This window comes from Micropruina glycogenica (assembly GCF_900289045.1).
In the GTDB taxonomy this organism is placed as follows: Bacteria; Actinomycetota; Actinomycetes; order Propionibacteriales; family Propionibacteriaceae; genus Micropruina; species Micropruina glycogenica.
This window is the reverse complement of the sequence record NZ_LT985188.1, coordinates 2,049,643-2,074,784: the sequence shown is the minus strand read 5'-3', so window position 1 is coordinate 2,074,784 and position 25,142 is coordinate 2,049,643. Positions and strand designations below refer to the sequence as shown.

The following is a 25,142-nucleotide window of genomic DNA, read 5'->3' as shown; positions in this document are numbered from 1 at the left end:
GAGCAATGAGTGAAAGCAAGCACGCTGAGCCGACTCGGCAGGCTGCCCGCAAGGTGCGTGAGGGCGTCGTCGTGTCCGACAAGATGGACAAGACGGTCGTCGTTGCGGTCGAGCAGCGGGTCAAGCATCCGCTGTACGGCAAGGTCATGACCAAGACCGAGCGGCTGAAGGCGCACGACGAGGCGAACGACGCCGGCGTCGGCGACCGCGTCCGGGTGATGGAGACTCGTCCGACCTCAGCCACCAAGCGCTGGCGTCTGGTCGAGATCCTCGAGAAGGCCAAGTGAGCGAGGTGCCTGAAATGAAAATTGAGCACGAGCGCAGCGAGTTCCAGCCACACCGGCGAGGTGAGAAATGATCCAGCAGGAGACGCGACTCAAGGTCGCCGACAACACGGGTGCGAAGGAGCTGCTCTGCATCCGCGTGCTCGGTGGGTCCAAGCGGCGCTACGCCGGCCTGGGCGACAAGATCGTCGCCACGGTGAAGGACGCTATTCCGGGCGGAAACGTGAAGAAGGGCGAGGTGGTCAAGGCCGTCATCGTCCGTACGGTGAAAGAGACCCGTCGTCCCGACGGCTCCTACATCAAGTTCGATGAGAACGCCGCCGTGATTCTGAAGGGCGACGGAGAGCCTCGCGGCACCCGCATCTTCGGTCCGGTCGGCCGTGAACTGCGCGAGAAGAAGTACATGCGCATCGTCTCGCTCGCGCCGGAGGTGCTGTGACATGGCGAATTCGTTGCATGTGAAGAAGGGTGACCGGGTCAAGGTCATCGCCGGTAAAGACAAGGGCCTGGTCGGCGACATCATCGAGGTGCTGCCCGAGCAGGGCCGGGTGATCGTCGAGGGTGTGAACGTCGTCAAGAAGCACACCCCCGATCGTTCGCAGCAGACCGGCGGCAAGAACAAGGGCGGGATCATCACCACTGAAGCCCCCATTGACGCGTCCAACGTGCAGTTGGTCGTGAAGGTGGACGGCAAAGAGGTCGTGACCCGCGTCGGTTACGAGCGCCGTGACGTCACCAAGCGTCGTCCGGACGGCTCCGAGTACGAGACCACCCGCAGCGTGCGCATCGCCCGCAAGACCGGGAAGGAAATCTGATGACCACCGCCACCGCAGAGAAGACCCTGCCGCGGCTGAAGCAGAAGTATCGCGAAGAGATCGCGCCGGCACTGCACGAGCAGTTCGGCTACGACAACGTGATGCAGATCCCCGGCCTGACCAAGATCGTGGTCAACATGGGTGTCGGCGACGCCGCTCGCGACAGCAAGGTGATCGACGGCGCCGTGCGCGACATGACCCAGATCACGGGTCAGAAGCCGCAGGTGACCAAGGCCCGCAAGTCGATCGCGCAGTTCAAGCTGCGCGAGGGCATGCCGATCGGCTGCCACGTCACCCTGCGCGGTGACCGCATGTGGGAGTTCGCCGACCGGCTGCTCACCCTGGCGCTGCCCCGCATCCGCGACTTCCGCGGCCTGTCGGCCCGCCAGTTCGACGGCCAGGGCAACTACACCTTCGGCCTCACCGAGCAGGTCATGTTCCACGAGATCGATCAAGACCGCATCGATCGCACCCGGGGCATGGACATCACCTTCGTCACCTCGGCCACCACCGACGACGAGGGCCGCGCGCTGCTGCGCGCACTGGGCTTCCCGTTCAAGGCGCCCGAGAACGATCCGAAGAAGGCCGTCGTCAAGAAGCGGCGTCCGCAGGGTGCTTCCAAGAGCGCCCAGAAGAAGTCCCTGAAGAGAGGCTGACCCAATGGCAAAGACTGCGCTGAAGGTGAAGCAGGCCCGCAAGCCGAAGTTCGCCGTCCGGGCCTACACCCGCTGCAGCAAGTGCGGCCGGCCCAAGGCCGTCTACCGCAAGTTCGGCCTGTGCCGGGTCTGCCTGCGTGAGCTCGCGCACGCCGGCCAGCTGCCCGGTGTGACCAAATCGTCCTGGTGACATTCCAGAACTCATAACCCGTACAGGTCAGGCGCCCACGCAACGGCGACCTGAAACCGTCCGAGAAAGAAGAACAAGTCATGACCATGACTGACCCGATCGCAGACATGCTGACGCGTCTGCGCAACGCCAATCAGGCGTACCACGACTCGACGTCGATGCCGCACAGCAAGATCAAGGTGGGTATCGCCGAGATTCTCAAGCAGCAGGGCTACATCAGCGGCTTCGAGGTCAAAGAGCCCGCCGAGGGCGAGGTCGGCAAGACGCTGACCATCACGCTCAAGTACGGCAGCAACCGCGAGCGTTCGATCGCCGGTGTGCGGCGCATCAGCAAGCCCGGCCTGCGCGTGTACGCCAAGTCGACCGGCCTGCCCAAGGTGCTCGGGGGCCTCGGCATCGCGATCATCTCGACGTCGCAGGGCCTGCTCACCGACTCCGAAGCCAACTCCAAGTCCGTGGGCGGCGAAGTGCTCGCCTACGTGTGGTGAGAAAGGGGAACTGACATGTCGCGAATTGGCAGGCTCCCGATCGCCATCCCGGCGGGCGTGGACGTGAAGCTGAACGGCCAGCAGGTCGAGGTGAAGGGCCCCAAGGGCACCCTGAACCACACCGTGGCCGAACCCATCAAGGTCGGCCGCAACGACGCCGGCGAGATCGAGGTCACCCGGCCCGACGACGAGCGGGTCAGCCGCTCGTTGCACGGCCTGACCCGCACCCTGGTGAACAACATGGTGGTCGGCGTCACCGCCGGTTACGAGAAGAAGCTCGAGATCGTCGGCGTCGGCTACCGCGTGATCAGCAAAAGCCCGACTCAGCTCGAGTTCAACCTCGGGTTCAGCCACCCGGTCGTGGTGAACGCCCCCGAGGGCATCACCTTCTCGGTCGAGAGGCCCACCGCGTTCACCGTCTACGGCATCGACAAGCAGGCCGTCGGCGAGGTTGCGGCGAACATCCGCAAGATCCGCAAGCCGGAGCCCTACAAGGGCAAGGGCGTGCGCTACGCCGGCGAGCGGGTTCGCCGCAAGGTTGGAAAGGCTGGTAAGTGATGGCTATCTCGCTGTCGAACAACAAGGGCACGGCCGACAAGACCGCAGCGCGGCTGCGTCGTCAGGCCCGTGGCCGCAAGAAGATCGCGGGCAGCCCCGATCGTCCCCGCCTGGTGGTCACCCGCTCGGCGCGGCACCTGTTCGTTCAGGTGATCGACGACACGGTCGGCACGACCCTGGCCTCGGCCTCGACCATGGAGGCGGACGTCCGCAAGGCCACCGGCGACAAGACCGAGGTGGCCAAGAAGGTCGGCACGCTGATCGCCGATCGCGCCAAGGCCGCTGGCGTCGACCAGGTCGTGTTCGACCGGGCCGGCAACAAGTACCACGGACGGATCGCCGCGCTGGCCGACAGCGCCCGCGAAGCCGGCCTGGGATTCTGACGGAACTCGAAAGGTAGATAGACGATGAATGGAAACCAGCGCCGCGGAGGCGGTGCCGCTGGTGGCGAGCGTCGTGGCCGCGAGGACCGTCGGGGCAACGCCGCAGCCGGGCAAGAGAAGAGCCAGTACCTCGAGCGCGTCGTGGCCATCAACCGGGTGGCCAAGGTCGTGCAGGGTGGTCGTCGGTTCAGCTTCACCGCTCTGGTAGTGGTGGGCGATGGCGACGGCACCGTGGGCGTCGGCTACGGCAAGGCCCGTGAGGTGCCCGCCGCGATCGCCAAGGGCGTCGAAGAGGCCAAGAAGGCGTTCTTCCGCGTGCCCCGCATTCAGGGCACGATCCCGCACCCCGTGCAGGGCGAGAAGGCGGCCGGCGTGGTCATGCTGCGTCCGGCTTCGCCGGGTACCGGCGTCATCGCCGGCGGCTCGGCCCGTGCGGTGCTCGAATGCGCCGGCGTGCACGACGTGCTCGCCAAGTCGCTGGGCTCTGACAACGCGATCAACGTGGTGCATGCCACCGTGGCCGCGCTGAAGAGCCTCGAAGAGCCCGAGCAGGTTGCGAAGCGTCGTGGGCTGTCGGTGGAAGACGTCACCCCGGCCGCGCTGCTGCGCGCTCGTGAGGAGGCGACGCACTGATGACCACGTTCAAGGTGACCCAGGTCAAGTCCGGCGTGGGTCGTAAGCAGAACCAGCGCGAGACCCTGCGGTCGCTCGGTCTCAAGCGCATCGGTGACTCGGTGGTGATCGAAGACCGTCCCGAGCTCGTCGGAATGGCCAAGGCGATTCCGCACCTGGTGACCGTCGAGGAGGTCAACTGACATGGCAGCACTGAAACTGCACCACCTGCGCCCGGCCCCGGGCGCGAAGACCGACAAGGTTCGGGTGGGTCGTGGTGAGGGCGGCAAGCGCGGCAAGACCGCCGGCCGTGGCACCAAGGGCACCGGAGCGCGCAAGAACACGCCCGAGAACTTCGAGGGCGGGCAGATGCCGCTGCACATGCGGCTGCCCAAGCTGCGTGGCTTCAAGAACCCGTTCCGGGTCGAGTACCAGGTGGTCAACGTCGCCAAGCTGGCGGAACTGTTCCCCGAGGGTGGCGAGGTCGGCGTCGACGACCTGGTCGCCAAGGGCGCGGTCCGCGACGGCCAGTTGGTCAAGGTGCTCGGCAACGGCGAGCTCTCCGTGGCCCTCACTGTGACCGCGAACGCGTTCTCGGCCTCGGCCAAGAGCAAGATCGAGGCCGCGGGCGGCACCGCCACCCAGCTCTGATCGCAGAACGCTCGAACGGGACGACCTCCGGGTCGTCCCGTTTGTTGTGCGTGGTCGTGGGAGGGGAGCCGTCCGGGGTGAACGGGGGTTCGGCGATCTCGAGATCGCTGGGGACTTTCGGGAAGTGCCCGATGATTTCATGTTGCAGCCCGAGATCCTTTCGCTCAGCTGAAAGCACGCAGCGATCTCGAGATCGCCGTCTGGCACGAAGCAGGCTCGGGACGAAAGCGGGACGGAGCTGACTTTCGTCCCCACCTTCCTGGGACGAAAGTCAGCTCCGTCCCGCTTGGGTGGCGCGAGTTGGGGACGGTTCCCATCTCGCGCCAAGGATGTCTGGACGCACACCGCCGGGGTCACCCTGCGCCAGCAGACGATCGACGCCGCCGCTATTCTGAACTGAACCCACAAAGGACACCCCCATGGCCTCCGCCCAGTTGCACCAGGCAGCACTCGACGAGATCGGGCAAGAGATCGTCGACGGACGGCACCCGGTCGGCTCGGTGCTCACCCTGGCCGACCTCGAGCGGCGCTTCATGGTGTCGCGCACGGTCGCTCGCGAGATCATGCGCATTCTGGAGTCGCTGGGCATGGTGCGCTCGCGCCGTCGGGTGGGCATCACGATTCGTTCCCGCACCAACTGGAACGTGCTCGACCCACTGGTGGTGCGCTGGCGGCTGCGCGGCGCCGAACACGACCGGGTGCTGCTCGACGTCACCGAACTGCGAGCGTCCCTGCAGCCGATGGCGGCCGAACTGGCGGCCCGCAACGCCACGCCCGAGCAGCGGCAGCGGCTGATCGAACTGGCCGACGAGATCGTGCGCACCAGCCGGCAGGCAGACCGGGGCGCCACCGCTGAGGCAGAACTCGACTTCAACACGCTGCTGCTGCGAGCCACCGCCAACGAACTGTTCGCCGGGTTCTCAGGCATGGTGCGGCTGGTGCAGCGCCTTGACCCGAAGGTGAGCGTCGAGCCGGGCTTGGTGTGGGCCGAGCGCTACCGGCGCATCGCGGGGGCGATCGCCGCCGGTGACGGCGAAACGGCGCGCATCGCGTCCAGGGCCCAGGTGGCTCAGGGTCTGGCCGCCATGGCCGCCCGGGTTGGGCCGCGCCCGTCGCTGGCCGAGGCGCCGAGCACCGACGACTGGTCGGTTTAGTGGCACCCCTGAGGGCGCGCGAAAAGCCGACGCCGAGAACTTGGTAGAGTTTCCCAGGTTGTGCGCGGTTCTCGCGTGCGAGCACCACATGTGAGGAGTACTGGTCGGATGCTGTCGGCCTTCGTCAACGCGCTGAGAACGCCAGACCTGCGCCGCAAGATCCTGTTCACCATCGCGATCCTGGCGATCTTCCGGCTCGGCTCGGTGATCCCCACGCCCAACGTGAACATGGTCAACGTGAACGCGTGCCGGCTCGAGGCGACCACCGGCAGCAACGCGGGGTTGTACTCGATGATCAACCTGTTCTCGGGTGGTGCCCTGCTGCAGCTGGCCATCTTCGCGCTGGGCATCATGCCCTACATCACCGCCAGCATCATTCTGCAGTTGCTCACCGTGGTGATTCCCCGGCTCGAGACGCTGAAGAAAGAGGGCGCAGCCGGCACCGCCAAGATCACCCAGTACACCCGCTACCTCACGCTGGTGCTGGCCGTGCTGAACGCCACCGCGTTCGTGACGCTGGCGGTCAACGGCCAGCTGTTCCAGGGCTGCACCCGCGACCTCGTGTACGACAAGGGCATCTTCGCGATCTCGGTGATGGTGCTCACCATGACCGCGGGCACGTCGCTGATCATGTGGATGGGTGAGCTGATCACCGAACGCGGCATCGGCAACGGCATGTCGGTGATGATCTTCACCCAGATCGCCGCCCAGTTCCCCGCCTCGCTGTGGGCCATCAAAGAGAGCCGCGAGGGCGCGGCCGGCTGGCTGGCCTTCGCCACCGTGCTGGCCATCGGCCTGCTGGTCATGCTGGGCGTCATCTTCATCGAGCAGGCGCAGCGCCGCATTCCGGTGCAGTACGCCAAACGCATGGTCGGCCGGCGACTGTTCGGCGGCACCACCACCTACATTCCGATGAAGGTGAACCAGGCCGGCGTCATTCCGGTGATCTTCGCCAGCTCGATGCTGTACCTGCCCGTGCTGTACGCCCAGTTCCAGCCCGACAACCCGGTGTCGTCGTGGATTCAGACCCACCTGGTGCGCGGCACCGGCTGGTGGTACAACTCCATCTTCTTCGTGCTGATCATCGCCTTCACCTACTTCTACGTGGCGATCACCTTCAACCCCGAAGAGGTCGCCGACAACATGAAGAAGTACGGCGGCTTCATTCCGGGCATCCGCGCCGGTAAGCCGACCGAGGAGTACCTGGCCTACGTGCTGTCGCGTCTGACCGCTCCCGGCTCGCTGTACCTGGCCGTCATTTCGCTGATTCCCGCGATCGCGTTCATATTTTTCAATGCACAGAACAACTTCCCCTTCGGTGGCACTAGCATCCTGATCGTGGTCGGAGTTGGCCTTGACACGGTCAAACAGATCGAGAGCCAGCTTCAGCAACGCAACTACGAAGGATTCCTGCGGTAACTCACGGGCGAGGGGCTCGAATGCGACTGTTGATCATGGGCCCGCCCGGCGCGGGCAAGGGAACCCAGGCCGCCATCATCGGCGAGCACTACGGCATTCCCGCGATCTCCACCGGCAACATCTTTCGGCTGGCGATCACCAATCGCACCAAGCTCGGTGAGCGCATCAAGCGCATCATCGCCGATGGGGGCTACGTGCCCGACAGCCTCAGCGTCCAGGTGGTCGTCGATCGGCTCAAAGAAGAAGATGCCAAGGGCGGCTGGTTGCTGGACGGATTTCCGCGCACCCTCGGTCAGGTCCAGGCGTTGGACGAGGAACTGGACGCGCACGGCTTCACGCTCAAGGCGGTCGTCTCACTGACCGCCGACGAGGATGCGATCGTCGACCGCATGCTGAAGCGCGCCGAGATCGAGGGCCGTCCGGACGACAACGAAGAGACCATCCGCCACCGGATGGAGGTCTACCACGAGCAGACCGACCCGCTGCTGGACGTGTACCGCACGCGCGGCCTCCTGATCGAGGTGGACGGCATGGGCACCGTGGACGAGGTGTCGCAGCGCGTGCTGGGGGCGCTGGCCGAGCGCCTCGGGCGCTGACGCGTGGCCGTCGGTATTGAGATCAAGAAGCCCGAGCAGATCCTCGTCATGAGGCGTGCCGGGCTCGTTGTGGCGCGCACGCTCGCGGCGCTGCGCGACGTGGCCCGCGCCGGCCTGACCACCGGCGACCTCGATCGACTGGCCCGTGACCTGCTGGCCGAGCAGGGGGCCACCTCGTCGTTTCTGAACTACGGTGCGGGTTTCGGGGTGCCGCCGTTTCCGGCGGTGACCTGCATTTCGGTGAACGACGAGATCGTGCACGGCATCCCGGGCGAACGGGTACTGCAGCCCGGTGACCTGGTGTCGGTCGACTTCGGTGCGATCGTCGACGGCTGGCACGGCGACGCCGCGGTGAGCTTCGTGATCGGCGAGCCGCGACCCGACGACGCACAACTCAGCGAGGTGACCCGTCAGTCGATGTGGCAGGGCATCGCGGCGATGCGCATCGGTGGCCGCATCGGTGACATCTCGGCCGCCATCGAGGGCTACGTGAGGCGGCAGCCGCGACGCTACGGCGTCGTCCGCGAGTTCACCGGGCACGGCATCGGCTCGGCCATGCACCAAGACCCCGACGTGCCCAACTACGGCAAGCGCGGGCGCGGACCCTTGCTGGTGCAGGGCATGTGCCTGGCGATCGAGCCCATGCTCACCCTGGGCGGAGATTCCACCGTCACCCTCGACGACGACTGGACGGTGGCCACCCGCGACCGCAGCCGCGCCGCCCATTGGGAGAACACCGTGGCGATCACCCGCAACGGCTTGTGGGTGCTGACCGCTGAGGACGGCGGCGAGGCCGAGCTGACGGCGCTCGGCGCCAAGTTCGGGCCGCTGGGCGACTGACCGTCGTTGGTCGAGCTTATCGAGACCTCGCTCAGCGCGGCGTGAGGTGAACGCCGGCGATCATGCAGCGCACCGAGCCCCCCGCGTACTCGATGGTCGGCACGGTGAGCGGCAGCAGGGTCGCCGACTGTTCGATCACCGCTCGCTGCTCATCGGTCAGGGCCGCTGCGGCGCGCTGCGACAGGGCCAGTAGCCGTCCGGACGAGCCGGTCAGCTCGATGGTGTTACCGGCGAAGTCGGCGACCTGGCCGAAGGTCAGGTCGAGCACGGTGCGTCCGCTGTCGGCCAGTCGCCGGGCCACCTCGTCGCGCCGCCGTTCGTCGCTGATCGCGGCCAGGCACACCAGCGCGTACTCCGACGCGATGCCCATCAGCACGTTCGTGTGGTAGATCGGACGGCCGTCGGGCCCGGCGGTCGGAAACGCCATCGGCTCGTATCCGAAGGCGGTGCAGAAACGTTCCAGGATCACCGGATCGGCTCGAAACGAGTTGGCCACGTAGGCGACCCGCTCCAGGTGGTCGAGCACCATGGCGCCGGTGCCTTCGAGAAACAGGTTGTCGTACTCGAGCCCCGAATAGTCGATCACCTCTTGCACCCGGTAGGTGCTCTTGAGCAACTCGATCACGTCGGCGCGGCGCTCGCGGCGCCGGTTGGGGGCGAACATCGGGTAGATGGCGATGCGGCCGCCGTGGTGGGTCGAGAACCAGTTGTTGGGAAACACCGAATCGGGGGTGTCGAGTTGGCCGAAGTCGTCGAACACGTGCACGGTCACGCCGGCCCCGGTGAGCGCCTCGACGCAGCCGTCGAACTCGTCGCGGGCCATGGCCGCGATGCGGTCGTCGCTCAGGGTCAGGTCAGCGGGCGACTGAAAGGCATTGTCGGCCAGGGTCTCGGAGTTGACCCGAAACCGATGCGGACGCACCATCACCACTGCCGTCGGCGCCTGCACGTGCCGGAAATTCATGCGGTTCCCCTCTGATCCGGCGCACAGTCTATGACGTGCTGCCAGCGCCGGCGCTGGCAGGATGGGCGCATGTCAGAGCCGCCGCACTGGCGCCGGGTGGCCGCCACCCTGGCCGACCCGGACCGTCGCCTGTTGTACGCCCGCCTGGTGCTCGCGGGGCCGGACGAGCCCCTGCGCCTGGACGACCTCGACGCGGCCGACCGGCGTCGGCTGACCGCGCTCACCGGTGCCGGGCTCGCCGTGGTGGACGACGGCGTCGTGCGCGCCGGCGACCCGTTCAGCGCCCTGTTGCAGGCCCGTCCGGTGCAGCGGGCGACCGGAGCCGAGCGCTTTCTCACCGGCGGACGGCTCGGCGTGCTGCCCCGCACCCAACGCGACCGGCAGGAAGTGCTCGGCTGGCTGGTCGAGCGGGCCGTGCACGACACCGAGCTGCTCGACGAGAAAGAGCTCACCCGGCGGCTCGCTGCCCTGGCCGACGACCCCGTCGCCCTGCGCCGGTACCTGGTGGACGCCGGCGAGCTGCACCGTGACCCCGATGGCCGCAACTACCGCCGCGGATCGTCCGGAAGCGACCCGGCCTGACGGCTCCGCCGAGCCCACGGGTCAACGGCGTGATCAACACCAGCGAGAACAACTCCTGACCGAGCTATGCCCCGTGCCGGCTGGATTTCTGACTTCGTACGGGTGACTCGCACCAGATCGCTCCCGGCTCCGCGTGTCGTGCGCGGTCGCCCGTGGACTTCAGACTCCTGGCCCGTTCGATACCGGCGTGAAACAAAACGGCAATACCCTGACCCCCGTGAGTGAACTTTTCTCGGACTATCAGGCCTCGGGGCCCGCGTTCGACGAGATGATCTCGGACGAGGGCGTCCGGGCTGCCTACTCAGCAGCATTGCGACAGTTGGGCAAGCTCGAAGCGGACGAGGTACGCGGCCGCGCCGACTATCTCAAGAGCACCTATCTCGACCAGGGCGTCACCTTCGACATCGGCGGCGAGGAGCGTCCGTTCCCGCTCGACATCGTGCCGCGCATTCTGATGGCCGATGAGTGGGCGGTGATCGAGGCCGGCGTCGCCCAGCGCGTCCGGGCCCTCGAGGCGTTTCTCGCCGACGTCTACAGCTACGGCAAGGTGTTCGACGACGGCGTGATTCCGCGCCGCGTGGTGGTCAGCTCGCCGCACTTCCACCGGGTGATGCACGGGGTGGTACCGCCCAACGGGGTGCGGGTGCACGTGTCGGGCATCGACCTGATTCGCGACAACGAGGGCACCTTCCGGGTGCTCGAAGACAACGTGCGGGTGCCGTCCGGGGTGTCGTACGTGATGACCAACCGGCGGGCGATGTTCTCGGCGCTGCCCGAGGTGACCAGCCGGCACCGCATCAGGCCGGTCGAGCAGTACCCGCTGCAACTGCTGGCGGCCCTGCGCGCCGCTGCCCCGCACGGCATCAGCGACCCGACCGTGGTGGTGCTCACCCCGGGCGTCTACAACTCCGCCTACTTCGAGCACGCGCTGCTGGCCCGCATGATGGGCGTCGAGCTGGTCGAGGGCCGCGACCTGGTGTGCCACGGCGGCCGGGTCTCGATTCGCACCACCCAGGGGCTGCGGCCGGTGCACGTGATCTACCGGCGGCTCGACGACGAGTTCCTCGACCCGGCCACCTTCCGCGCCGACTCGATGCTGGGGTGCGCGGGGCTGATCAACGCGGTGCGCGCGGGCAACGTGACGCTCGCCAACTGCGTGGGCAACGGAGTGGCCGACGACAAGCTGATCTACACCTACGTGCCCAACCTGATTCGCTACTACTTGAGCGAAGAGCCGATCATTCCCGGCGTCGACACCTGGCGCATGGAAGACCCCGACAGCCGTGAAGAGGTGCTCGACCGGTTGGACGAACTGGTGCTCAAGCCCGTGGACGGCTCCGGCGGCAAGGGCATCGTGATCGGCCCGGCCGCCAGCCAGCGCAAGCTCGACAAGCTGCGCCACGACGTGCTGGCCAACCCGCGCGGCTGGATCGCGCAGCCGGTCGTCCAGCTCTCGACGGTGCCGACCATGATCGACGGCAAGATGCGGCCGCGGCACGTCGACCTGCGACCCTTCGCGGTGAACAGCGGCAGCGGCATCTACGTGCTGCCCGGCGGCCTGACCCGGGTGGCGCTGCCCGAGGGCGAGCTGATCGTGAACAGCTCGCAGGGCGGCGGCTCGAAAGACACCTGGGTGCTGGCCCGCGACGGCGTGCGTGGACAGCGCAAGAAGACCCGTCCTCAGGTGGCGCCCATCGGCGTTCCGTTGGTCGACATCGGCGACGAGAGCATTGCGCAGCAGCAGGAGCAACAACAGCAGACCCGGCTGGACGCTCCGCCGGTCGAGCCTGTCGAGCCCCCCGGCCATGGGGTGCCGGCCGGATCGGGCAACGTCGCACCCGAACGGAGCGTGGCCTCATGCTGAGCCGCATCGCCGAGTCGCTGTTCTGGATCGGTCGCTACCTGGAGAGGGCCGAAGACACCTGCCGCATCGTCGAGGTGCACCTGCAGTTGCTGCTCGATGACCCCACCGTCGATCAAGAGGCTGCGGGCCTGTCGCTGCTCGAGGTGATGGGATACCCGCCGCCGGAGGGCCGCACCGCCGATGCGCAGTACGTGCTCACCGCGCTGTGCTACGACGACGACGCCCCCGCCTCGGTGGCCACCGCCCTGGGCGGCGCGCGCGAGTCGGCCCGCCGGGCCCGCGAAACGGTCAGCACCGAGATGTGGGAGTCGATCAACACCACCTGGAACGCGGTGCGTGGCGGACGGCTGCAGCGCATGCGGCCGGCCACGGCGTTCAAGTTCATCAGAGAACGGTGCGCGGTCATCTCGGGCACCGCCGACTCGACCATGAGCCACGACGAGGGCTGGCACTTCCTGGTGCTGGGCCGCTCGATCGAGCGGGCCGACATGACCGCCCGGCTGATTCAGTCGGCGTCCATCACGTCGGGCTCGCAGAGCGCCTGGAACAACGTGCTGCGCGGCTGCGGCGCCCACCATGCGTTCGTGCGCACCTACGGCGGCGTCACCACCGATCGCGACGCCGCCGAGTTTCTGCTGCTCGACCGGCTGTTTCCGCGTTCGCTGGTGCACACCCTCACCGCGGCCGAGCAGGCGCTGGCCGAGTTGGGCCAGACCGAACGCCGGGCCGGCATCGAAGACGACGCGCAGCGGTTGCTGGGCACGGCCCGGGCGGCACTCGAGTACCGTCCGCCGGGCGAGGTGCTGTTCGACCTGCCGAGCCGCATGGCAGACCTGCAGTGGGTGTGCAACCAGGCCAGCACGGCCATCAGCCAGCGCTACTTCGAGGGGGCCACGGCGGCCGTGTGGCGGGGAGGCGAACAGTGACCAGGCAGATCCGCATCGTGCACCACACCGGGTACAGCTATGCAGAGAACGTGCTCGGCTCGCACAACGAGGTGCGCATGACGCCGCGCTCGAACCGCGAGCAGTGGGTGATCAACTCGCGCATCGACATTCAGCCCAACCCGTGGGTGCTCAACTACACCGACTACTGGGGCACCCGGGTGACGGCGTTCGAGATTCGCGAGCGACACTCGCGGCTGGGCGTGACCTCGACGGCGACGGTCGAGGTCACCCGGCCGCCCGAGGTGGCGCCCGGCGTGACCTGGGACGAGCTGCGCGACGACACGTTCACCGACACCATGACCGAGATGCTGGCGGTCAGCGAGCACGTCGATCCGGGTGACGAGCTGTGCGGGTTCGCCAAGGCGATGGCGGCCGACGCCGGGCCGGCCGAGACGGTCGCGGCCGTGGTCGACCGCATTCGCGACCGGGTGCGCTACGTGCCGGGCGTCACCCACGTGCAGACCCGGGCCCGTGACGTCTGGACCGCCGGCGCGGGCGTCTGCCAAGACATGGTGCACGTGTCGATCGGCGCTCTGCGCTGCGTGGGCATTCCGGCCCGCTACGTGTCGGGCTACCTGATGCCGTCCGCCAACCCGATGCCCGGCGAACCACGCACCGCCGAGTCGCACGCCTGGCTGCAGTACTGGGACGGCGCCTGGATGGGCCTCGACCCGACCAACGATTCGGCGCCGGGGGAGTTTCACGTCGAGGTCGGCATCGGCCGCGACTACTCCGACGTGCCGCCGTTGCGGGGCATCTATTCGGGCGGCGGCGGAGCGTCCGAGCTGTACGTCGAGGTCGAGATGACGGTGCTCGACTGACCGCTGGTCGAGCCTGTCGAGACCCTTTGGTTCCTTGTGTTTCCGCGTAGCGGAGCCGCCCCTGTCCCGCCCTTGCCGGACTGCTCGGCTAACGCCTCGCAGTGTGCAAACGCCCGACCACGCCCTGACAGGGGCGTCTCCGCTCCGCTTTACGCATGGTCAGGTGGTCCGTCGATCGAGCTGTCGAGACCGTGGGGGTGTCGTTGGTCGAACGCGTCCTTGGTCGAGACCACGCTCCTTCTCGCGCGATTCAGCCAAGCAACCCCTGCGTGTACGACCTTCATAGACTGAGTCGATGAACGCTGCGAAGGCCTTGGCGACGGAACGCGCCGATGTGTTGGCGCGGCTCGACCGGCTCGGTGCGACCTTCGACGACATCGTCGAGGTCGCGCGCGACAGCAACCTCGACGACGAACACGACACCGAGGGCATCACCATCGCCGCCGACCGGCAACAGGTGGCGGCCCTGATCGCCGCGGCCCGTCGGCAACTGTCGGCCGTCGACGCCGCCGAGCAACGCGTTCGTGACGGCAGTTACGGCATTTGCGTCTCGTGCGGTGCCCGAATCGCGAACGGACGGCTGTCGATTCGTCCGGCAACACCCTGGTGTGTCGACTGCGCCCGCGAACAGCGGTGACCGGCCCGGGTTGTGTGGTGCCCGGCTAGCCTGGGTGGGTGGACAACCTGCCGATCTCGTCGAAGTACCGCTCCCGGCCGCTTGAGCCGTTGGACGACACCGAGCGCGAGCAACTGGCCGAGCGGCTGAACGCCGAGTTCGCCAGCGGCGGCATCGACACCGACGACTACCGCACGATGCTCGATCAGGTGTTCGCCGCGCAAACACTGGGCGAGGTGGCCGGTGTGGTCGCCAAACTGCCCGCCAAGGATACGTTCGCCGTGCCGGCGGTGATCGAGAGCGGCAACACAGCCCCGGGTGAACTGATTCCGGCGAAGTCCGCCGGGATCAAGGCACCGATGCTGTTGGCCGCCGGGTTGGGTACGGGCATCGCCGTGGCGATTCTGCTGTTGGTGATGATCCTGCTGTAGGGCACCCCTTCGTCAGTTCGGTTCGTCATCCCGGCGAACGCCGGGATCCCCCGTCCGCCATGCCTGGGGTGCAGATCCCGCCGCGTTGCGCCCGGGTGCCGGGGCAATCGTCCGTGAGCCCGTGAACTTGGTGAGGCGGACTGCAGCGCAAACCCGGGTCGTGGCGCAACTCGACGCCGGCACCGCAGGGGTCAGGGCCGCACCGCCTTGTTGGTCGGACGAATGTCGGCCCCCGTCAGGTTCTCGTGCAGCACGTAAGTGGCCAACGCGCCGCTGAGCAGTTGCGCCCAGGGATCGTTACCGCCGCGGCTGGACGCGCTGGCGGTGACCGTGCCCGGGTCGCCGGTGCGCAGCGGGGGCAGTTGCAGCCAAGTGCGGGGAGATGTCCAGCGGGTTCCGAAACCGGGCTCGGCCTCGGCGCGCGTGAAGTCATGGGTGATCACCTGCCCCGGCAGCCGGTACTCGACCCGCGGCCCTGAGGGGCCATGGATGACCGTTTCGACCACATTGGGCCATAACTCGGGGACGGTTCCAGGTTTCGGCCCACCCCCTGCGAAGACAGTGTGAGTCTGGGCATCGTCTGCCGTACCCGAACTCACACTGTCTGCAGAGCTGACGCGCACCCGGGGCGCCAAAGCCGGTTTGGTGCGCCGCCACCAGGGCTCGGGCTGGCCGGTGAGGTGTCGGTGCTCCCACGGGTTCACCGCAGTCACCATCGCCCGCACGGCGACCTCGCCGCCTTCGGTCACTACGACCCCCGGCCGCAACGCCGTGACCGGCTCGCCCAACCGAAACTCGACGCCCCTGAGCGTGAGCCGGGCGGCCAGCAGATCGAGCAGGTCGGTGCCCGGCACGGGTGCGCCGTCGCGGGTGAGTTGCCAGCGTCCGAAGGTGCGCTCCAGCGCCAGCCGCACCGCAACGAACCCTGGGGTGCGGGCGGGGTCTGAGCCGATTCGCCACGCAGTCGAGCGAATGAGTGCGGCGGCCTGAGGGTGGTCGATGCCGCGGGCCAGGTGCTTGACGGAGTGGTTCAGGCCGAGTCGCGCACGCCGCTGCGGGGTCAGGTCGGCGTCGGTGAACTCGTCCTCCAATCCGAGCCGTCGCAGAATCTGCCAGCGTTCGTCGAGGTCGTCCAACAGGTCGCGCCAGCGGGTGGCGGCCGGACGGCCCCACGCGGCGGTGAGCGCGGCCCACTGATCGCCGCGGTCGGTGGGCAGCGTGAGCGTGCCTCCGTCGGCGAAGTGATGGACGGCCGGGGGCGCCGGCACCAGGGCGTGCCCGGTGCGGGCCAGTTCGGCGTCGAACGGACGGCCCGACTTGCGAAACAGGTCGCGCCACGGGGCCGGCAGCGTGATGACGGGCGGCAACACACCCGGCTGTGCCCAGCGGCCGCCGAGGGTGTCGCCGGCCTCGAACAGCACCACCCGGTGGCGTTGCTTGGCCAGCCGAGCCGCTGCGGCCAGCCCGGCCAGCGAGCCGCCGATGACGGCGATGGGCGCCTCGCTCATGCGGTTCCGGTTCCGGGGCCGGTGTCGGCACGGCGCCGAGCGCGCCAGGTCTGGTAGGTGCGCCAGCCGCGCTTCACCCGGGTGAACACCAGCAGCGCCACCACGATGGTGATCAGCAGAAGCACCGCGGCGATGACGGCGGCGGCCACCGGGTACAGCGCCGCCAGCGACAGCACGCCGACCAGCGACAGGTCGCCGACCGTCGAGGCGGTGATGTTGGTCACCGGTTCGGGCGAGGTGTTGATCGCCAGCCGCAGGCTCGCCTTCGCCAGGTGCGACAGCAGGGCGGTGATGCCGCCGACCGAGGCCAGCGCAATGGTGCCGAGGTCGCCGTTCTGGCCCGCGATCAGGGCGCCGATGGTGGCCCCGGCGATGGGACGGATGACGGTCGAGACCACGTCCCACGCCGAGTCGAGGTAGGGAATCTTGTCGGCGACCAGTTCGACGATCGCCAGCACCGCCATCACGATCAGCACGTCGGTGCGCTCGAAGCCCGCCGGAACGCCCTCGACGCCCGCGAACCGGCCCAGCAGGCCGAGCACCAGCACCGTCGCCCAGGCGTTGATGCCGCTGGCCCAGCCGCCGGTGAACGCGAGCGGGAGCATCTCCATGGGCCAAGCGTGCCAGAGCCGAGCGGACGCGTCCGCTCGGCTCTGGCGATGCGGGTCAGTGCGAGAGTGCCACCCGGCCCGGACGGTGACCGGTCGACCGGCCGGCCGTGCGGCGCAGGGTCGCGGTGAGCCGCTGGGTCAGGTCGGCGAGCAGGTCGCGGCGGGCGGTGCGGGCCAGCTGGGCGACCACGGGGGAGTCGGGCAGGGCGCTGCGGTTCTGCAGGCGGGCGGCATCGGTGGAGTTGAGCGCGAGGTACATGATCGGGTTCCTTTCGGGTCGTTCGAGGCATGGCTCTCGCCACGAGGTGGCGCAGATCGGTTGGTGAGAGGGTCAGTTCGAGCGGGGTGGAGCCGAGGTGGCACGCACCATCAGGGTGTGCGGCAGGGTCACCTGCCGCGGGCCTTGGGCCGGGTCGAGCAGCAGCTCGCCGACCAGCCGGCCCTTGTCGTGAATGGGTTGGTGAACGGTGGTCAGGCCCTGCCGTTCGGCCTCGGGCAGGTCGTCGAAGCCGATCACCGTGACGTCCCGGCCGGGCACCAGGCCACGGTCGTGCGTGGCGTCGAGCACACCGAAGGCGAGCACGTCGCTGACGCACACGATGGCCGTGGGTCGGGCCAGTTGGTCGAGCAGCAGTTCGGCTGCGAGCCGTCCGGAGCGGCGGGAGTTCAGCCCTGCGCTGACCACGCGCAGGTCGAGCTGATCGCCCAGGCCACTGATCAGGCCGTCGACCCTGACCCACAGGTCGTACAGGCCCTGGTGGCGGTAGTCGTCGAGCTTGACCCGGTAGTCGGCGAGCGACTGTTCGATCGGGTCGGCGTCGTGGATCGGCATCACCTGTTCGACCACTAGGGCGACGTCGCGATGACCGAGCCGCCGGACGTGCCGGCCGACCTGCCTGCCGGCGGCGTGGTCGTCGATGGCGACCCACGAGCCGTCCGCGCCGGCCAGGGCCGTGGTGACCACCGGTAGACCGGTCTGCTTGGCCACCTCGAGCACCGGGCCCGAGGCGCACAGCCCGGCGATGCCGTCCACGCTGGCCCGGCGGACCAGGTCGAGGTTGGCCGGCGACGGTTGCGAGACCGGCAACAGCATCATGGTCTTGCCGGCCTGCTCGAGCGACTGGCTGAGGCCGCTGAGCCAGAGCACCGAGTAGGGGTCGCTGAACGCATAGTTCAGGCTCTCTGAGAAAACCACCCCGTAGCAGTTGGTGCGGCCTTGGCGCAGGTTGCGGGCGGCGGCGTTGGGTGCGCCGTAGCCCATCTTCTGAGCCCTCACGAGAATGCGGTCACGCAGGTCGACGGACAGCTGATCGGGCCGGTTGAAGGCGTTCGAGACGGTCATCACCGAGACGCCCATGACGTCTGCGACGTCTTTCATGGTGACTCTCATCTCGACCCTCCTCGCGTTACTCGTCAGCGGTTCCTGCTGGTGGCGCCCCTTCTCGGCGTCTGGTATCCATGGTGAACTTTAACGTTACAGAGATCAACCGACCCAGTCGTCTTTAACGCTAAAGATCTCAGGGCGTCGGAGTCCGCAGGTCGTGGACGGCGTGGCGTACGGGCATGGGCCGCGGGTCCGGTGAGACTGACCTGCGGGGCGCCTCCGTCCTTCGTCCGCGATCTTCTGGCGAACACGCACATCGCCGAAGGCTCTTGACGGACGGGAAGGGGACGGGCAGACTTGGATCAAGTCGAACGTTTGTTCGATATCGAGTCGGGGAAGGGCTCTCAGCTCCCCGGTGCGGACGGACCTCGACCCCCGTCCGCACCGGGGTCGCGCATTCCCCGATCGTTCAGCCACGGTGTTCACGGGGGTTTGGCGTGCGCAGATACGACGAGGCGATCGAGGTTCGCCAGGGTCTGGTGGGCGATGACGAGGGCCCGGCGCAGTTCTTGTGGAGGCGCCGGCTGTGGAAGGTGATCGAGCTGCAGACCCGCTGGGTCGAGACCGCCGACTGGTGGAACTCCACCCAGGTGCGGGCCGCCCGCGGCGACGGCACGATCGCCGACGTCACGGCCGACGGCGACGACGATCTGCTGGGCGAGCAAGAGATCTGGCGGGTGGTCGCCGCCGACGGCAGGCTGGGCACGTCCGGGGTGTACGAGTTGGCCCGGTCGTGGGGCAGTGGAGCGTGGCGGCTGCGCACGGTGGTCGACTGATGACCGCTCTGCCGACCCCTTCGCCGGCTCCCGTCGGGCCCGCCGACCTGACCGGCGCGGTCGCCGCGTTGACCGAGGCCGAACTGGCCGAGCAGCCCGCTCAGCGTTATCTGCTCGGTCATGTGGCCGCCCTGCGGGTGGCCGCGGTGGTGCTGGCGTATCGCACCGTTCCGCGCCGCCGGTCTGCCGGGCCTCGTGACGTGTGGCAGGTGCTCGCCGAGGTGGCCCCCGAGTACGCCGAATGGGCCGGCTTCTTCGGCTTCTCGGCACTGAAGCGGCAGGCCGTGCAGGCAGGTGCGGTGGCGTTGGTCGGCGTCCGTGAGGCCGACGACCTGCTGCGTGACGTCCGGCTGTTTCACGATCAAGTGGCCTCGCGGTTGCGCCGCGCCGCGTTGGTCGAGCTTGTCGAGATTTCTACGGTTGCGTCTGCTGCCGCGGAGCGGGGGGCGTCCCTGTCCCGCCCCGGCGAGCCTGATCGGCTAGCGCCGATCAGTTCGCCGACGCCCGACCACGCCCTGACAGGGACGCCCCCCGCTCCGCTTCACGGTCACGTCGCGCCCGAGCCCAGCACCGTCCCGGCGTCACCCACCACCGTCATCCCGACAAACGCCCGAATCTCGAAACCGCACCCGGAGCGGTCGTCCAGCACCGTCATTCCGGCGAACGCCGGAATCTCGTCGGTCGAGCGTGTCGAGACCCTGCCGCTGGTCGAGCTTGTCGAGACCCCTTCTCCGCGGATCGCTCGCGAGATTACGTCCGATGTGGACGCCGCCCACGCTCAGCAGGCGCCCAGGGGTGCCGAATCGGGCGTCATTTCACGGCCCGAACCTGCGGCGCCACCGTCCGTCATCCCGGCGGATGCCGGGATCTCCACCACAGCCGAACTGGCGCCGGCCGGACGAACCGCATCATGAGCGACCCGTTCGTGCACCTGCGCGTGGCGTCCGGCTATTCGCTGCGCTACGGGGCGTCCCAGCCGGCGGCGCTGGTCGCGGCCGCCGCCGACGCCGAGATGGACACCCTCGCCATCACCGACCGCGACGGCCTCTACGGCGCGGTCAAGTTCGCTCGTGCCTGCCAGCGCACCGGCATCGCACCGGTGGTCGGGGTCGATCACACCATGGCCGACGGCTCTCGTGCGGTCAGCCTCGCCACCTCGCGCAAGGGGTGGGCGTCGCTGTGCCGGCTCACCTCGGCGGTGCATCTGGCCGGCGAGCGCGGTAAGCCGCACTGCACGCCCGAGCTGATCGCCGGCCACGACGACCTGGTGGTCACGCTGGGCGACGACTCCGACCTGGGCCGGGCCCTGGCGTCCGGGTCGTCCGACGACGCCGAACGGGTGCTGCGCGGCTGGCTGAACGTGGTCGAGCGGCACCGGCTCGCCATCGCCGTCACCAACCAGCACACCCCCGGCCAGGGTGCCGGGTCGGCCGCGCTGGCCGGACGCATGCTCGGCTTCGCCGACGCCCACGGCATCACCGGGGTGCTCACCAACGCCGTCCGGATGGCCGGCAAGCACCTGGCGCCCACCCTTGACGTGCTGGACGCCTCGCGCCGGCTGGTGCCGCTGGACGCGCGCAACATCGACCGGCGCAACGCCGAGGGCTACCTCAAGACCGGCAAAGAGATGCTGGCCGCGGCCGACGAGGTGGCCCGGCTGGCCTGCCGGCGCGACGCCGAAGCCCTGATCGGCGACACCCGCATGCTCGCCACCCGCTGCCGGCTCGACCCCAAAGCCGACATCGGGCTGGGTGAGATCCACCTGCCCGAGTTCGACGTACTCGACGTGCGCGGCACCGCACCCGACGCGATGACCGCGCTGACACTGCGTTGTGAGGCCGGCATCGCGACCCGCTACGGCACGTCCACCCCGGCGATCGACGCCCGGCTGGCCGACGAGCTCGCCGTCATCGACACCCTCGGCTTCGCCACCTACTTTCTGACCGTCGCCGAGGTGGTCGCGATGATCGGACGGCTCGACATTCGCTGCGCCGCCCGCGGCTCGGGGGCGGGTTCGCTGGTCAACTACCTGCTCGGCATCTCGGGGGTCGACCCGATTCGCTACGGGCTGATCATGGAACGCTTTCTGTCGCCGCTGCGCCAAGTGCTGCCCGACATCGACATCGACGTCGAATCGGCCCGGCGCACCGAGATCTACGACGCCATTCTCGACGTCTTCGGCGGCGAGCGGGTGGCCTGTGTGGCGATGATGGAGACCTACCGCGTCCGGCACGCGATCCGCGACGTCGGTGCTGCGCTCAGCCTGCCGCCGCGTGAGATCGACGCGATCGCCAAGGCGTTTCCGCACATTCGCGCCGCCGACGCCCGCTCGGCCCTGCGCGACCTGCCCGAGCTGCGCGCGGCCGGGCTGGGGGAGCGCCGGCTCGACGTGCTGTTCTCGCTGGTCGAATCGCTGGACGGGCTGCCCCGGCACGTGGCGCTGCACCCGTGCGGGGTGCTGCTCTCGGACACCACGCTGCTCGACCGCACCCCGGTCGAGGCCAGCTTCGGCGGCTTTCCGATGAGCCAGTTCGACAAGGACGACGTCGAAGAACTCGGCCTGCTCAAGCTCGACGTGCTGGGCATTCGCATGCAGTCGGCGATGGCGCACGCCCTGAGCGAGATTCGCCGGGTCGAGGGCGTCGAGGTCGACGTGGACGTGCTCGCCCCCTACGACGACCCGCAGACCTACGACATGATCGGCAAGTCGGTCACCCTGGGGTGCTTTCAGATCGAATCGCCCGGCCAGCGCGAACTGGTCGGCAAGTTCGGGCCGTCGGACTTCTCCGACATCATCATCGACATCTCGCTGTTTCGGCCCGGGCCGGTGAAGTCAGAGATGGTGGTGCCGTTTCTCGAGGCCCGGCAGGGGTGGAAGGCGGCCCACTACCTGCACCCCGACCTGACCCCGGCGCTGGCCGAGACCGGTGGGGTGGTGGTGTTTCACGAGCAGGTGATTCAGATCATCGCGACCATGACCGGCTGCACGCTGGCCCAGGGCGACGAGGCGCGAAGGGCGCTCGGCAAGCGCGACTCGCAGGCCGACGTGAAGCGCTGGTTCGTGCCCACCACGCTGAAGCGCGGGTATAGCCAAGCGGTGGTCGACCGGGTGTGGTTCGTGCTGGAGTCGTTCGCGTCCTTCGGCTTCTGCAAGGCGCACGCGGCGGCGTTCGCGCTGCCCACCTACCAGTCGGCCTGGTTGAAGCGGCACTACCCGGCGCACTTTCTGGCCGGCGTGCTCACCCATGACCCGGGCATGTACCCGAAGCGGCTGATCCTCGAAGAGGCGCGGCGGTGCGGCATCACGATCATGGGGTTGGACGTGAACGTGAGCGACGAGGCGTACCGGGTGGAGAAACTCGCGGTCACCCCCCGCGCTCAGCAGGCGCCCAGGGGTGCCGAATCGGACGTAATCTCGCGCCCCGATCTGCCCACGCCCGACCTGCCGACCCGCGGCAAGCGGCTCACCCCCGGCGACGGACTGCCGGACGGACGCGGCTACGGCATCCGGTTGTCGCTGGCCGACGTGAAGGGCATCACCGAGGCCGAGATCGCCCGCATCGTCGCCGGCCGTCCCTACCACTCGCTGACCGACTTCTGGCAGCGCACCGGCAACCCGTCCGACATCACCGAACGGCTGGCGCTGGCCGGCGCGTTCGACGCCCTCTACGGCATCGAAGCACCGACGGCCGTGCGTCGCCGCGGCCGGATCACCCGCCGCGACCTGCTGCTCGCCGTCGCCGACCTCGAGCGGGCCGACCGCGCCCACGTGCGCGCGCACGGACGGGCCCGCGGGCTGAGCGCACCTCGTCCGGCCGAGACCGGCGGCGACCCGCGTGAGCAGGCCCGGCGCCAGGCGCAGACCGCCAAGCCGGTCGCACCGCAAGAGATTCAGCTGCCGCTCGACTTCACCGAAGGCCTGGACGATCGGTGGCCGACGAGAGATCCCGGCGTTCGCCGGGATGGCGAAAAGGGCCTCGACAGGCTCGACCAGCCGTGGCCCGCCGACGTCACCCCCACCGGGCTGGCCGAGTTGAGCGATTCCGAGCGGCTCAGCGCCGAACTCGAGATCATCGGCCTGGACGCCAGCAAGCACCTGCTCATCGGCTACCTGCCGTTGCTGGACGCCATCGGCGTCACCTTCGCCGCCGACCTGCTCAGCCGGCGCAGCCGGGGCGAGGTGCTGATCGCCGGGGTGAAGGTGGCCACCCAGACGCCGCCGGTGCGCTCCGGACGACGGGTGGTCTTTCTCACCGTCGACGACTCCACCGGCCCGGCTGATGCCACCTTCTTCGAAGACGCCCAGGGCCCCTACGCCGCCACCGTGTTCGCCTCGTGGCTGCTGCTGGTGCGGGGCGAACTGCGCCGCACCGGCCCGCGCGGGGTGTCGGTGCGCGCCACTGGCGCCTGGGACCTCACCGTGCTGCACAACCTCTACACCCAATCGCTCACCGAAACCGGCGACAGCGACCAAGCCCTGCAACGGGTTCGTGAGTTGATGGCCGAGGTGCCGGACGGTTTCGGCGTGGGCGACGCCGAGGGCCGCCGCCGGGTGCTGGTGCACGCCAGTGGCTTTCAGCAGTCGCCCTACGCCGACGTCAAGCCGGCGGGGGAGAGCATCACCTCGCGCAAGCTGTGGCACAGCAGCCCCGGAAGTTCCGGACGATGACCGCCCCGCCGTTCACCGAGCGTCCGCCGGCTACACCCCGCCGGTCGTGGTCGGACTGGCTGCCATCCACCCCCGCGCTGCCCACCGACCCGATCACCCCGTCCGACCCCGGCGGCCCCACCAGAGCCGACCGGGTGATCATGCACATCGACATGGACGCCTTCTACGCCTCGGTCGAGCTGCGCCGCCGCCCCGAACTCCTCGGCCGGCCGATGTTCGTCGGCGGCGCCGAGCGCGGCGTGGTGCTGAGCGCCAACTACGAGGCCCGCGCGTTCGGCATCGAGGGCGGCATGCCGTCGTCCAGAGCCCGCCGGTTGTGCCCGCAGGCAGTCGCCGTGCCGCCCGATTTCGACACCTACGGCGAGGTGTCGGCAGGTATCGTGGCCGCCTTCGAGTCGGTCACCGCGCACGTCGAGAGCGCGTCCATCGACGAGGCATACCTCGATGTAACGGGTAGCCAGCGCGTTTTCGGCAGTCCACGCGCGATCGGTGAGTATCTGCGCGCCCTGGTGGCCGACGAACAGGGCATCACCTGCTCGGTCGGCATCGGCCCGTCCAAGTTCGTCGCCAAGATCGCCTCGGGTCAGGCCAAACCCGACGGTCTGGTCGAGGTGCTGCCCGGCGACGTCACGTCGTTTCTGCACCCGCTGCCGGTCGGCAAGATCTGGGGTGTGGGCGAGGCCACCGCCGACAAGCTGCACCGGCTCGGCATCATGACCGTCGCCGACCTGGCCAACACCCCGGCCGGCACCCTGCGGCGCGCCTTCGGCCCGCATCAGGGCTCGCTGCTGTCCGAACTCGCCTGGGGTCGTGACGGACGGCGGGTGGTCGCCCGGCCGGGCGAGCGTGGCGTCGGCTGCCAAGAGACGTTCAGCCGTGACACCGACGACCCGGCGGTGGTTCGGGCCGAACTGCTGCGGGTGGCCGGCACGGTGGCCTGGCGCATGCGGCAGGCCGGGGTGCTCGGCCGGGTGGTCACGCTCAACCTGCGGTTCGCCGACTTTCGCACCATCTCGCGCTCGCTCACCCTGGCCAGCCCCACCGACTCCACCGACGAACTGCACGCCCAGGCCCTGAAGCTGCTCGGCAAACTCGGCCTCGAACGGCCCCGCATTCGCCGGGTCGGCATTCGGGTCGAGGGCCTGGTGGACGCCGACAAGGCGTACTGCCAACCCACCCTGGACGCCCCCGACCGGGGCTGGCGCGAGGCAGAACTGGCCGCGGACGCCGTGCGGCGCAAGTTCGGCCCGAACGGTGTGCAGCGGGCGGTGCTGACTCGGCACGGATACGCGCCGAAACGCCCCTGATTGACCTGTCTTCGCT

29 protein-coding genes and 1 pseudogene are annotated in these 25,142 nt (G+C 68.8%); 25 read left to right on the top strand and 5 right to left on the bottom strand.

What is annotated here, in order from left to right; translation table 11 throughout:
• Positions 1-5 precede the first annotated feature (5 nt).
• From rpsQ to map, 15 genes are all read left to right on the top strand, one after another.
• Complete coding sequence (gene rpsQ / locus MPLG2_RS09785; protein ID WP_105185959.1) at positions 6-287, top strand: 30S ribosomal protein S17; 282 nt, start codon at positions 6-8, stop codon at positions 285-287.
• Between the two features lie 67 nt (positions 288-354).
• Positions 355-723, top strand: a complete 369-nt coding sequence (rplN, locus tag MPLG2_RS09780; RefSeq protein WP_105185958.1) for a 50S ribosomal protein L14 — start codon at positions 355-357, stop codon at positions 721-723.
• A 1-nt stretch (position 724) separates the two neighbouring features.
• On the top strand, positions 725-1,099 hold the full coding sequence (gene rplX, locus MPLG2_RS09775; RefSeq protein WP_105185957.1) for a 50S ribosomal protein L24: 375 nt from the start codon (positions 725-727) through the stop codon (positions 1,097-1,099).
• Positions 1,099-1,755 (top strand): 50S ribosomal protein L5, encoded by a 657-nt coding sequence (rplE, locus tag MPLG2_RS09770; protein ID WP_105185956.1) that lies wholly within the window; start codon positions 1,099-1,101, stop codon positions 1,753-1,755. The genes rplX and rplE overlap by 1 nt, the downstream gene beginning before the upstream one ends.
• A 4-nt stretch (positions 1,756-1,759) precedes the next feature.
• Positions 1,760-1,945: a type Z 30S ribosomal protein S14 gene (locus tag MPLG2_RS09765; protein ID WP_105185955.1), complete on the top strand. Its 186-nt coding sequence runs from the start codon at positions 1,760-1,762 to the stop codon at positions 1,943-1,945.
• Positions 1,946-2,025: 80 nt separating this feature from the next.
• The gene (rpsH, locus tag MPLG2_RS09760; RefSeq protein WP_105185954.1) at positions 2,026-2,433 is read left to right on the top strand and encodes a 30S ribosomal protein S8; all 408 of its coding nucleotides are present in this window, start codon (positions 2,026-2,028) and stop codon (positions 2,431-2,433) included.
• A gap of 15 nt (positions 2,434-2,448) precedes the next feature.
• Positions 2,449-2,991: a 50S ribosomal protein L6 gene (rplF, locus tag MPLG2_RS09755; protein ID WP_105185953.1), complete on the top strand. Its 543-nt coding sequence runs from the start codon at positions 2,449-2,451 to the stop codon at positions 2,989-2,991.
• A complete protein-coding gene (gene rplR, locus MPLG2_RS09750; protein WP_105185952.1) occupies positions 2,991-3,374 on the top strand; it encodes a 50S ribosomal protein L18 in 384 nt (127 codons plus the stop codon). The genes rplF and rplR overlap by 1 nt, the downstream gene beginning before the upstream one ends.
• 24 nt (positions 3,375-3,398) lie before the next feature.
• On the top strand, positions 3,399-4,007 hold the full coding sequence (rpsE, locus tag MPLG2_RS09745) for a 30S ribosomal protein S5 (RefSeq protein ID WP_105185951.1): 609 nt from the start codon (positions 3,399-3,401) through the stop codon (positions 4,005-4,007).
• Positions 4,007-4,189 carry a 50S ribosomal protein L30 gene (gene rpmD / locus MPLG2_RS09740; RefSeq protein ID WP_105185950.1) on the top strand — a complete coding sequence of 61 codons (183 nt, stop codon included), beginning with the start codon at positions 4,007-4,009 and terminating at the stop codon, positions 4,187-4,189. Before rpsE ends, rpmD begins: the two co-directional genes overlap by 1 nt.
• Position 4,190: 1 nt before the next feature.
• Positions 4,191-4,637: a 50S ribosomal protein L15 gene (gene rplO, locus MPLG2_RS09735; RefSeq protein WP_105185949.1), complete on the top strand. Its 447-nt coding sequence runs from the start codon at positions 4,191-4,193 to the stop codon at positions 4,635-4,637.
• A 419-nt stretch (positions 4,638-5,056) separates the two neighbouring features.
• Positions 5,057-5,791: a FadR/GntR family transcriptional regulator gene (locus MPLG2_RS09730; RefSeq protein WP_105185948.1), complete on the top strand. Its 735-nt coding sequence runs from the start codon at positions 5,057-5,059 to the stop codon at positions 5,789-5,791.
• Positions 5,792-5,899: 108 nt separating this feature from the next.
• Positions 5,900-7,210 (top strand): preprotein translocase subunit SecY, encoded by a 1,311-nt coding sequence (gene secY, locus MPLG2_RS09725; RefSeq protein ID WP_105185947.1) that lies wholly within the window; start codon positions 5,900-5,902, stop codon positions 7,208-7,210.
• A 20-nt stretch (positions 7,211-7,230) separates the two neighbouring features.
• Positions 7,231-7,806: an adenylate kinase gene (locus MPLG2_RS09720; protein ID WP_105185946.1), complete on the top strand. Its 576-nt coding sequence runs from the start codon at positions 7,231-7,233 to the stop codon at positions 7,804-7,806.
• Between the two features lie 3 nt (positions 7,807-7,809).
• Positions 7,810-8,646: a type I methionyl aminopeptidase gene (gene map / locus MPLG2_RS09715; RefSeq protein WP_269459140.1), complete on the top strand. Its 837-nt coding sequence runs from the start codon at positions 7,810-7,812 to the stop codon at positions 8,644-8,646.
• Between the two features lie 31 nt (positions 8,647-8,677).
• Here the strand turns inward: map and ctlX are convergent, their stop codons facing one another.
• Positions 8,678-9,610 (bottom strand): citrulline utilization hydrolase CtlX, encoded by a 933-nt coding sequence (gene ctlX, locus MPLG2_RS09710; protein WP_105185945.1) that lies wholly within the window; start codon positions 9,608-9,610, stop codon positions 8,678-8,680.
• 69 nt (positions 9,611-9,679) lie between these two features.
• Between ctlX and MPLG2_RS09705 the strand changes: the two genes are divergently transcribed.
• The 6 genes from MPLG2_RS09705 (at position 9,680) to MPLG2_RS09680 (ending at position 14,871) form a co-directional block, all read left to right on the top strand.
• On the top strand, positions 9,680-10,192 hold the full coding sequence (locus MPLG2_RS09705) for a DUF2087 domain-containing protein (protein WP_105185944.1): 513 nt from the start codon (positions 9,680-9,682) through the stop codon (positions 10,190-10,192).
• A 217-nt stretch (positions 10,193-10,409) separates the two neighbouring features.
• Positions 10,410-12,056 carry a circularly permuted type 2 ATP-grasp protein gene (locus MPLG2_RS09700; protein WP_105187597.1) on the top strand — a complete coding sequence of 549 codons (1,647 nt, stop codon included), beginning with the start codon at positions 10,410-10,412 and terminating at the stop codon, positions 12,054-12,056.
• A complete protein-coding gene (locus MPLG2_RS09695; RefSeq protein WP_105185943.1) occupies positions 12,050-12,982 on the top strand; it encodes an alpha-E domain-containing protein in 933 nt (310 codons plus the stop codon). Before MPLG2_RS09700 ends, MPLG2_RS09695 begins: the two co-directional genes overlap by 7 nt.
• Complete coding sequence (locus tag MPLG2_RS09690) at positions 12,979-13,824, top strand: transglutaminase family protein (RefSeq protein ID WP_105185942.1); 846 nt, start codon at positions 12,979-12,981, stop codon at positions 13,822-13,824. Before MPLG2_RS09695 ends, MPLG2_RS09690 begins: the two co-directional genes overlap by 4 nt.
• 295 nt (positions 13,825-14,119) lie before the next feature.
• Positions 14,120-14,461 (top strand): TraR/DksA family transcriptional regulator, encoded by a 342-nt coding sequence (locus MPLG2_RS09685; RefSeq protein WP_105185941.1) that lies wholly within the window; start codon positions 14,120-14,122, stop codon positions 14,459-14,461.
• A 38-nt stretch (positions 14,462-14,499) separates the two neighbouring features.
• The gene (locus MPLG2_RS09680; RefSeq protein WP_105185940.1) at positions 14,500-14,871 is read left to right on the top strand and encodes a DUF1707 SHOCT-like domain-containing protein; all 372 of its coding nucleotides are present in this window, start codon (positions 14,500-14,502) and stop codon (positions 14,869-14,871) included.
• 200 nt (positions 14,872-15,071) lie between these two features.
• Here MPLG2_RS09680 and MPLG2_RS09675 read toward each other — a convergent pair.
• The 4 genes and pseudogenes from MPLG2_RS09675 to MPLG2_RS09660 form a co-directional block, all read right to left on the bottom strand.
• Positions 15,072-16,379: pseudogene (locus MPLG2_RS09675) on the bottom strand (FAD-dependent oxidoreductase); the annotation flags it as partial.
• Positions 16,376-16,990 carry a DUF4126 domain-containing protein gene (locus tag MPLG2_RS09670; protein WP_105185938.1) on the bottom strand — a complete coding sequence of 205 codons (615 nt, stop codon included), beginning with the start codon at positions 16,988-16,990 and terminating at the stop codon, positions 16,376-16,378. The pseudogene MPLG2_RS09675 and the gene MPLG2_RS09670, both read right to left, overlap by 4 nt.
• 55 nt (positions 16,991-17,045) lie before the next feature.
• Positions 17,046-17,249 (bottom strand): hypothetical protein, encoded by a 204-nt coding sequence (locus tag MPLG2_RS09665; RefSeq protein WP_105185937.1) that lies wholly within the window; start codon positions 17,247-17,249, stop codon positions 17,046-17,048.
• Between the two features lie 72 nt (positions 17,250-17,321).
• On the bottom strand, positions 17,322-18,380 hold the full coding sequence (locus tag MPLG2_RS09660) for a LacI family DNA-binding transcriptional regulator (RefSeq protein WP_105185936.1): 1,059 nt from the start codon (positions 18,378-18,380) through the stop codon (positions 17,322-17,324).
• A gap of 431 nt (positions 18,381-18,811) precedes the next feature.
• Here MPLG2_RS09660 and MPLG2_RS09655 point away from each other — a divergent pair, with 431 nt between their 5' ends.
• From MPLG2_RS09655 to dinB, 4 genes are read left to right on the top strand one after another with little or no spacing between them, the layout of a single operon-like run.
• A complete protein-coding gene (locus MPLG2_RS09655; RefSeq protein ID WP_105185935.1) occupies positions 18,812-19,150 on the top strand; it encodes a DUF6504 family protein in 339 nt (112 codons plus the stop codon).
• On the top strand, positions 19,150-20,064 hold the full coding sequence (locus MPLG2_RS09650; RefSeq protein WP_105185934.1) for an SAV_6107 family HEPN domain-containing protein: 915 nt from the start codon (positions 19,150-19,152) through the stop codon (positions 20,062-20,064). Before MPLG2_RS09655 ends, MPLG2_RS09650 begins: the two co-directional genes overlap by 1 nt.
• A complete protein-coding gene (locus tag MPLG2_RS09645) occupies positions 20,061-23,819 on the top strand; it encodes a DNA polymerase III subunit alpha (RefSeq protein WP_105185933.1) in 3,759 nt (1,252 codons plus the stop codon). The genes MPLG2_RS09650 and MPLG2_RS09645 overlap by 4 nt, the downstream gene beginning before the upstream one ends.
• A complete protein-coding gene (dinB, locus tag MPLG2_RS09640; protein WP_231935616.1) occupies positions 23,816-25,126 on the top strand; it encodes a DNA polymerase IV in 1,311 nt (436 codons plus the stop codon). Before MPLG2_RS09645 ends, dinB begins: the two co-directional genes overlap by 4 nt.
• Positions 25,127-25,142 lie beyond the last annotated feature (16 nt).